This is a genomic window from Kamptonema sp. PCC 6506 (assembly GCF_000180455.1).
Classification (GTDB): Bacteria; Cyanobacteriota; Cyanobacteriia; order Cyanobacteriales; family Microcoleaceae; genus Kamptonema; species Kamptonema formosum.
The window spans coordinates 1-6,528 of record NZ_CACA01000150.1 but is presented as its reverse complement, the minus strand read 5'-3'; the positions used below and the strand labels follow the sequence as shown (position 1 = coordinate 6,528).

General features: G+C 47.7%; 13 protein-coding genes. All 13 read right to left on the bottom strand.

Annotation, left to right across the window (positions count from 1 at the left end):
- Positions 1-90 precede the first annotated feature (90 nt).
- A complete protein-coding gene (gene rpsH, locus OSCI_RS08890; protein WP_007354593.1) occupies positions 91-492 on the bottom strand; it encodes a 30S ribosomal protein S8 in 402 nt (133 codons plus the stop codon).
- Positions 493-513: 21 nt separating this feature from the next.
- Positions 514-1,056 carry a 50S ribosomal protein L5 gene (gene rplE, locus OSCI_RS08885; RefSeq protein WP_007354592.1) on the bottom strand — a complete coding sequence of 181 codons (543 nt, stop codon included), beginning with the start codon at positions 1,054-1,056 and terminating at the stop codon, positions 514-516.
- A gap of 94 nt (positions 1,057-1,150) precedes the next feature.
- Positions 1,151-1,510, bottom strand: a complete 360-nt coding sequence (rplX, locus tag OSCI_RS08880; protein ID WP_007354591.1) for a 50S ribosomal protein L24 — start codon at positions 1,508-1,510, stop codon at positions 1,151-1,153.
- Positions 1,510-1,878 (bottom strand): 50S ribosomal protein L14, encoded by a 369-nt coding sequence (rplN, locus tag OSCI_RS08875; RefSeq protein WP_007354590.1) that lies wholly within the window; start codon positions 1,876-1,878, stop codon positions 1,510-1,512. Before rplN ends, rplX begins: the two co-directional genes overlap by 1 nt.
- A 74-nt stretch (positions 1,879-1,952) precedes the next feature.
- Positions 1,953-2,201, bottom strand: coding sequence for a 30S ribosomal protein S17 (rpsQ, locus tag OSCI_RS08870; RefSeq protein WP_007354589.1), 249 nt, complete (start codon positions 2,199-2,201; stop codon positions 1,953-1,955).
- A 67-nt stretch (positions 2,202-2,268) separates the two neighbouring features.
- The gene (gene rpmC / locus OSCI_RS08865) at positions 2,269-2,508 is read right to left on the bottom strand and encodes a 50S ribosomal protein L29 (protein ID WP_007354588.1); all 240 of its coding nucleotides are present in this window, start codon (positions 2,506-2,508) and stop codon (positions 2,269-2,271) included.
- 1 nt (position 2,509) lies between these two features.
- Positions 2,510-2,929, bottom strand: a complete 420-nt coding sequence (rplP, locus tag OSCI_RS08860; protein ID WP_019487908.1) for a 50S ribosomal protein L16 — start codon at positions 2,927-2,929, stop codon at positions 2,510-2,512.
- Between the two features lie 114 nt (positions 2,930-3,043).
- Entirely contained in the window at positions 3,044-3,772 is a 729-nt protein-coding gene (gene rpsC / locus OSCI_RS08855) for a 30S ribosomal protein S3 (protein WP_007354586.1), read from the bottom strand.
- Positions 3,773-3,873: 101 nt separating this feature from the next.
- On the bottom strand, positions 3,874-4,230 hold the full coding sequence (gene rplV, locus OSCI_RS08850; protein WP_007354585.1) for a 50S ribosomal protein L22: 357 nt from the start codon (positions 4,228-4,230) through the stop codon (positions 3,874-3,876).
- Positions 4,231-4,289: 59 nt separating this feature from the next.
- Positions 4,290-4,568, bottom strand: a complete 279-nt coding sequence (gene rpsS, locus OSCI_RS08845) for a 30S ribosomal protein S19 (RefSeq protein WP_039961941.1) — start codon at positions 4,566-4,568, stop codon at positions 4,290-4,292.
- A 67-nt stretch (positions 4,569-4,635) separates the two neighbouring features.
- Positions 4,636-5,499 (bottom strand): 50S ribosomal protein L2, encoded by an 864-nt coding sequence (gene rplB, locus OSCI_RS08840; protein ID WP_007354583.1) that lies wholly within the window; start codon positions 5,497-5,499, stop codon positions 4,636-4,638.
- Positions 5,500-5,591: 92 nt separating this feature from the next.
- On the bottom strand, positions 5,592-5,900 hold the full coding sequence (locus OSCI_RS08835) for a 50S ribosomal protein L23 (protein WP_007354582.1): 309 nt from the start codon (positions 5,898-5,900) through the stop codon (positions 5,592-5,594).
- Positions 5,893-6,528, bottom strand: a 636-nt coding sequence (gene rplD / locus OSCI_RS08830) for a 50S ribosomal protein L4 (protein ID WP_007354581.1), incomplete at its 5' end; no start/stop codon positions are given. The genes rplD and OSCI_RS08835, both read right to left, overlap by 8 nt.

Here is a 6,528-nt window from a genome sequence, read left to right as displayed (position 1 = left end):
GCGGTAATTGGTAATCGGTAATTGCTGTTAATAACCAACAATAAACAACTAACAACTAACCGTTAACAGTTAACAGTTAACTGTCAACAATTACCATACATAACAAAGCACTTCACCGCCTAAACCTTGCCGTCTGGCTTCTCTATCGGTCATAATGCCGCTGGAGGTGGAGATGATGGCTATGCCAATTCCGCCTAAAACTCGCGGTAATTCTTTGCGATTAGAGTAAACGCGCAAGCCGGGTTTGCTGACTCGCTTGAGGGCGGTAATGATCGGGCGGCGAGTTTTGCCTTTGTACTTTAAAGAGAGCACTAAATGCCGCTTGATGCCTTCGCCTGCCTCTTCAATTTCAGCGATAAAGCCTTCACTTTTCAGGACTTCAGCAATGCTGCGAGTCATTTTTGTGGAGGGAATCTCAGTAGTTTGGTGTCGCGCCATGCAGGAGTTGCGAATGCGCGTCAGCATATCTGCAATAGTATCGTTAGCTGCCATCTGTTGTTCTTTACTTTACTACTAATACCTGAATGGCATACCCATTTCTTTGAGCAATGCGCGACCTTCTTCGTCGGTGTTGGCTGTGGTGATGATTGAAATGTCCATCCCGCGAATTTGATCGATGCTATCGTATTCTATTTCTGGAAAGATTAGCTGTTCTCTCAATCCCAAGCTATAGTTGCCGCGCCCGTCAAAACTTTTGGCGCTAACGCCACGAAAGTCGCGAATGCGGGGAAGAGTAAGATTGATCAACCGTTCCAGAAAAGCATACATCCGGTCTGAGCGCAGCGTGACCATCACGCCAACGGGTACTCCTTTGCGGATTTTGAAGCCTGCGATCGCTTTTTTTGCTCTTGTCACTACAGGTTTTTGACCTGCGATGATGCCAATTTCAGTGATTGAGGATTCGAGAGCTTTAGCGTTTTGAGATGCTTCGCCCAATCCTCTGTTTATAGTGACTTTCACCACTTTGGGGACTTGATGGATATTAGTGTATTTAAACTGATCCATCAGTTTCGGGACAATTTTTTCTTGGTACGTGGTCTTGAGTTGTATTGCCATAATTGCTTTGTGTCTTTGCTGTTCCTGGGCGTGGTCAGGAAATTGCTAATTGCTAATTGCTAATTGTTAACTGTTAACTGTTAACTGTTAACTGTTAGTCGATGATTTCACCAGTTTTCTTGAGCTTGCGAACTTTGCGACCATCTTCGGTGAAGGTGAAGCAAACGCGGCTAGCTACTTTTTCTTTGGTGGAATAGAGCATTACATTGGAGCTGTGGATGGGGCCTTCAAAGGTAGTGATTTTACCTGATTCGCCTTCCTGCTGGGGTTTAACGTGCTTAGTTTTGACGTTAATTCCTTGGACAACTACTTTGCTAGCTTGAGGATATGTCTTTAAGATTTCACCGACTTTGCCCTTATCTTTGCCAGTAATGACTTGAACGGTGTCGCCTTTTTTGACGTGCATTTTGTGGCGGACTTGGGTGCCACTTTTTTTGCCTTGTTTGCTGTACATTAAAGTACCTCCGGCGCTAAAGAAACGATTTTAGTAAAGTTTTTGTCGCGCAATTCGCGGGCGACAGGGCCGAAAACACGAGTGCCTTTCGGGTTGCCGTCAGCGTTGATAATCACAGCAGCATTGTCATCGAAACGGATGCTCATGCCGCTGTCCCGGCGCTCACCTTTGCGAGTACGGACAACAACGGCCCGGACGACATCGGATTTTTTAACTGCCATGTTAGGAATGGCATCTTTGACAACGGCGATAATGACATCGCCGACTCCAGCGTAGCGGCGGTTGCCTCCACCTAATACGCGGATGCACATTAATTTTCTGGCTCCGCTATTGTCGGCTACGTTGAGGTAAGTTTGAGGTTGAATCATGATTTCGATTCCTGCTAATTGCTAATTGTTAATGGTTAACGGTTAACTGTTAACTGTTAACTGTTAACAATTTGTCACCCGTTTTTGGTGGTGAGAATTTCGGCAACGATCCAGTGTTTGGTTTTGCTCAGGGGGCGCGTTTCGGTAATGCGGACGCGATCGCCTGGTTTGCACTGATTTTCTTCGTCGTGAGCTTTATATTTTTTGGTGTTCACGACGGTTTTGCCGTATTTGGTGTGGGAAGCGCGGTTTTCGACTGCTACCACTACCGTTTTATTCATTTTGTCGCTGACGACTAAGCCAACTCTTTCCTTAACTGCCATAGCAACCTATTCCTACTGTGCAACTGACTCTGGTTATTTATAGGGGCCTTCACACTACTAGCTTTTGCTAAGAAGCGCTTTTCGCAGCAGCAAGGGCCTCGGCGGCGGCGGCTCGCGATCGCTCCCCTTCAACTGTCATTAACTGAGCCAGCCGATGCTTGGCGTGCTTGAACTGGTGAGGCTTTTCTAAGCGGCCAGTTGCTTGCAACATTCGCAGTTCCATCAGTTGGCGTTTAATCGCTAAAATCTGCTCTGTGATTTCAGCATCAGTCAAATCTTTAGATTCTTGAATCTTTGATAAAGACATTCTAAGACTGCTCCTCTTCGCGGGTGATGAACTTAGTCTTAATGGGCAATTTAAAGGATGCCAAACGCATCGCTTCGCGAGCAGTTACTTCGGGAACGCCGCCAATTTCAAACAGCACGCGACCCGGCTTAATTACTGCTACCCAAAACTCCGGCGCACCTTTACCTGAACCCATCCGGGTTTCAGCGGCTCGTTGAGTAACTGGTTTATCTGGAAACACGCGAATCCAAATTTTGCCGCCTCTGCGAATATAGCGAGTCATGGCGCGACGACTGGCCTCTATTTGACGGGAAGTGATCCAAGCGGGTTCGAGGGCTTGGAGAGCAAATTCGCCAAAGCTAACATTGTTACCGCGAGTGGCAACTCCATTCATCCGCCCGCGTTGCTGCTTGCGGAATTTTGTTCTTTTAGGACTTAACATGGCGTGGGTATTGTTGGTTGTTGGTTGTTAGTTGTTAGTTGTTGGTTGTTAGTTGTTGGTTGTTGGTTATATTTTTCCATTAACTACTAACTACTAACCATTAACTATTAACTATTAACCTTCGTTGGAACGATCTTCAAATTTATGGCGGCGACCCTTATTTTTAGTGCGGGGCGGGCCTGCATTAGGAGCAGGAATATCTTCCTGTCCGGGGATGATTTCGCCTTTGAAAACCCAAACTTTAACGCCTAAAATTCCATAGATGGTTTTGGCGGTGCAGTAAGAATAATCAATGTCTGCACGCAATGTGTGCAGGGGGACTCGACCTTCCCGCGTCCACTCTGTACGGGCAATTTCTGCTCCGTTTAAGCGACCGCTAACTTGGATTTTAATGCCTTCAATCCCAGCTTTTTGAGCGCGGGTGATGGCTTGGCGGACAACTCGACGGAAGGAAACGCGGCGCTCTAATTGCTGGGCAATATATTCAGCAATTAAGGTAGCGTCAGCATCTACACGCTGCACTTCTACAACGTTGATCCGAATCTGACGGTTGCTGCCTAATTGTTGCTGCAAACCTACTCGCAATTGTTCGATTCCCGTCCCGCCACGACCGACGACTACGCCGGGTCTAGCTGTTTGTACCTCAAGATCGATTTGGTCAGCTTTCCGGTCAATTTTGACTGAGGAAATACCTGCGTTACTGAGGTTTTTTTGGACGTACTGACGAATTTTCGAGTCTTCTTGTAAAAGCTCTGGATAGTTTTTAGCATCAGCAAACCACCGCGAACGGTGTTCCTGAGTGATGCCAAGTCTAAAACCAACTGGATGAATTTTCTGTCCCATAAGAGTCAAGAAAGAATTAATTAAAGAAGTAAAGAAGACCGCTTCTTAGCTCTTACAGTTAACAATTAACAGTTAAAAGTTAACAGTTAACCTGGTATTCGTTACTCTGCTTGCGTTGCCACTGCGACAGTGATGTGACAAGTGGGTTTGCGAATTTGATAAGCGCGACCTTGAGCTCTGGGTCTAAAGCGTTTCAAGACTGGGCCTTGATCGGCGAAAGCTTGAGAGACAATGAGTTGCGCTCGATCCATGCCTGCGTTATGTTCGGCATTTGCCGCCGCTGAACGCAGGACTTTGAGTATTGGTTCGCAGGCGCGGTAAGGCATGAATTCCAGTAAAACCAGCGCTTCCCTATAAGATTTGCCGCGAATTTGGTCGAGGACTCGCCGCACTTTGTGGGGGGACATTCGGATGTAACGCGCGATCGCTTTTACTTCTGAATTTGTATCAATAGCCATTTAGCTCTTCTCTCTACTTTTCAACAGTTAACAGTTAACAGTTAACAGTTAACAACAATCTATCTTTTTGCCTTTTTATCGCCTTTAGCGTGACCTCTAAAGGTACGAGTCGGGACAAATTCTCCTAATTTATGTCCGACCATTTGCTCGGTTAGATAAACTGGAACGTGCTGGCGGCCGTTATGAACTGCGATCGTGTGACCTACCATCAGAGGTAAAATGGTAGAAGCTCTCGACCAAGTTTTAATAACTTGCCTTTGACCTAGAGAGTTCAGTTTTTCTATTTTGGTGAGCAGGTGATCGGCCACAAATGGGTCTTTTTTTAGCGATCGTGACATGGTAATTGGTAGTTGGTAATTGGTTAACAGTTAACAGTTAACTGTTGACTGTTAACTGTTATTAGGATTAACTTTGCCGTCCGCCTTTTCCACGCTTGGAGGCCTTGCGGCGGCGACGCACGATTAGGGAGTCGCTGCGCTTGTTCTTGCGTCGTGTTTTGGCACCCAAGGCTGGTTTTCCCCAAGGTGTGACGGGGCCGGAGCGACCGATGGGGGCTCTGCCTTCGCCACCACCGTGCGGGTGGTCTACGGGGTTCATGACGCTGCCTCGGACTGTAGGCCGGCGACCTTTCCAGCGAGTACGACCTGCTTTACCGATGCTGATATTTCTGGCTTCAACGTTGCCAACTTGACCGATGGTGGCGTAGCATTTGGCGCGAATTTTGCGCTGTTCGCCAGAAGGCAGTTTGAGGGTAACGTAGTCACCTTCTTTTGCCATTAACTGAGCGGTTGCGCCGGCACAGCGGACAATTTGCCCACCTTTTCCTGGTACTAATTCGACGTTGTGAACGCTGGTACCCAGGGGAATATTAATCAGAGGTAAGGCGTTACCAATTTCGATGGGAGATTCGGGGCCAGAGGTGATGACTGTCCCAATTTTCAAGCCTACGGGATGGAGGATGTACCGCTTTTCGCCATCTTTGTAGAAAACGAGGGCAATTCTCGCGTTACGGTTGGGGTCGTACTCAATGGCTTGGACGGTTCCAGGAACGTTGAGTTTGTCGCGGCGGAAGTCGATAGTCCGGTAAAGACGCTTGTGGCCGCCGCCTCGGTGACGACAGGTGATGACACCGCGATTGTTACGACCTTGTTTGGTGTGCTTGTTTGCCGTCAGCGACTTTTCGGGTTCTGAGCGTGTAATCTCAGCAAAGTCGGAGACGGTGTGTTGTCTGGTGCTTGGGGTATAGGGTCGGTAGGAACGGATGCCCATAATTTGGTAATTGGTAATTGGTAATTGGTAATTGGCTAACTGTTAACCGTTAACTGTTAACTGTTAACCGTCAACTCACAAATTACCGATGTTTACACTTCTGGGAAGAGAATTTTTCTCAAGGGTTCGCCGTCTGCGAGGGTGACGACTGCTCGTTTGTAACGGGGTTTAAATCCCTGGAATTTGCCGACTCTGCGCTTTTTGCGGGGCGGATTTTGGGTGTTCATGCCGATAACTTTGACATTGAACATCTGCTCGACTGCGGCTTTGATAATCGGTTTTGTGGCTTTGGGGGCTACGTCAAAGGTGAACTGGTTGAGTTCCATCATCCGAGTAGCTTTCTCAGTGAGAATGGGTTTATGTAAAACGTCCGCTAAATCGCGGGGATTAAATTCACTCACCGTAAACCTCCTGCATTTTGGCAATGGCTGTGGCTGTGGTAACAATTTTGTCGGCGGCAAGAATGTCGTAGATGTTCAGGGAGCCTGCCAAAATAATTTTGAGGGTGGGGACGTTACGGCCGGATAAATAGATGTTTTCCTGTTTTTCTGGCAGGATTAACAATATTCTTGATTCCGGGTTGGCTCCCCATCGGGCGAGGGCTGTGATTAATTCTTTGGTTTTGGGTCTAGCTATTTGTTCGCTGAAGTCTTCTACCACGATGAAGTCTTCGGCGGCGCGGCTTTGGAGGGCTGTCCGCAATGCTAAACGCCGTTCCTTTTTATTCATTTTGATGTCGAAGTCTCTCGGCTTGGGGCCGAAGCTGACACCGCCGCCACGCCATAGGGGAGAACGGATGGAACCGGCTCTGGCTCTACCTGTTCCTTTTTGCCGCCAAGGTTTGCGACCGCCACCTCTGACTTCTGCTCTGGTTTTGGTGCTGGCTGTTCCTTGACGGGCGTTAACCATTTGCCGTCTTAAGGCTCTATGGACGATGTGAGAGGCATTTTCTTCTTTGGCTACGCGCAATTCTAGGGTGGTTTCCCCTACTTCTTCGCCTTGCCAATTTCGTACTACGCAGTTAACCAT